The sequence below is a fragment of the Streptomyces sp. NPDC005262 genome (assembly GCF_042872425.1).
Taxonomy (GTDB): Bacteria; Actinomycetota; Actinomycetes; order Streptomycetales; family Streptomycetaceae; genus Streptomyces.
The window spans coordinates 1-1,381 of record NZ_JBIAKK010000045.1; the positions used below are offsets into that span (position 1 = coordinate 1).

The window sequence follows — 1,381 nt, forward strand, 5'->3', positions numbered from 1 at the left end:
CTAGTACTGCAACGACACTCCGTGACGTGGTGTGCCCGCGATCGTTGATCGGTTCGTGGCTGAAGAGATAGTTGATGGTTGGTCAGATGCGTTCGACGACTTCGTGGCCCGGTTCGCAGGCCGGTTCGGGCGGGTGGAGTCGCGGCGGCGGATGGTGTCCTACCTGCGGGGACTGCTCAGCGAGACAGAGCGCAAGAACGGCTGGACCCTGGCTGAGGCCGCCGGGGATGACGGCCCTCAGGGGATGCAGCGGCTGCTGAACCACTACCTGTGGGACAGCGGCGCTCTGCGTGACGATGTCTGCGACGCGGTGGTGGAGCACATCGGGGATCCTGAACGGGGAATTCTGATCCTCGACGAGACGGGATTCCTGAAGAAGGGAGTCCGGTCGGCGGGTGTGGCCCGGCAGTACTCGGGGACGGCCGGCCGGATCGAGAATTCCCAGATCGGGGTGTTCCTGGCTTACGGATCCGACCGGGGACGGGCGCTGATAGACCGCGAGTTGTATCTCCCGAAGGCCTGGACTTCGGACCCCGAGCGCTGCCGGTCGGCCGGTATCGGTGATGATGTCGAGTTCGCCACCAAACCAGACCTGGGCTTGCGCATGCTAAAGCGAGCCGTGGAGTCTGGTGTCCCGTTCGGGTGGGTCACCGGCGATGCGGTCTACGGTCAGACGGGGCGGATCCGGCTGTGGCTGGAAGAGCAGGATATTGCTCATGTTCTCGCCGTCCCGAAATCCCAGATGGTCATCACCATGGAATTCTTCGGCCAGGCCCGTGCCCATCAGCTCATCAGCCAGCTTCCCGACGATGCATGGACGCGTCTGAGCTGCGGTGACGGCGCTCACGGCCCGCGCGAGTACGGCTGGGCCGCAGCCGCGATCCGGCCCTGGCGGCGTGCGGGCTGGGACCACTGGCTGCTGGCACGGCGCAGCCTCACGGATCACACAGAAATCGCCTACTACATCTGCTTCAGCCCGGCCGGAACTCCGTTGGAGGAACTTGCGCGGATCGCAGGGACCCGGTGGATGGTCGAAGAATGTTTCCAGACTGCGAAAAACGAAACCGGCCTTGATCACTACCAGGTCCGCGGCTACACCGCGTGGTACCGACATATAACCCTCTCCATGGCTGCCCTTGCCTTCCTCGCCATCCTGCGAGCGACGGCAAAAAAGGGGATTCGGAAACCGATAGCGATCGATCTCTCATACCCGTGACCATGAACGAGGCTCGGCGGCTCTTCAACCGCGTCTCCTCTCCCATCCGCCACGGCATCCAGCACGTACTCGCCTGGTCCTTATGGCGGCGAAGAAGCCAAGCCCGAGCTCGCATCAGCCACTACAGACGCAGACGACATCACGGAGTGTCGTTGCAGTACTAGG

General features: G+C 63.4%; 1 protein-coding gene. It reads left to right on the forward strand.

Going from position 1 to position 1,381, the window contains the following annotated elements; all coding sequences use genetic code 11:
- The first annotated feature begins 55 nt into the window (after positions 1 to 55).
- Positions 56 to 1,216 carry an IS701 family transposase gene (locus ACFYP5_RS38650; protein ID WP_389044740.1) on the forward strand — a complete coding sequence of 387 codons (1,161 nt, stop codon included), beginning with the start codon at positions 56 to 58 and terminating at the stop codon, positions 1,214 to 1,216.
- Positions 1,217 to 1,381: the final 165 nt, after the last annotated feature.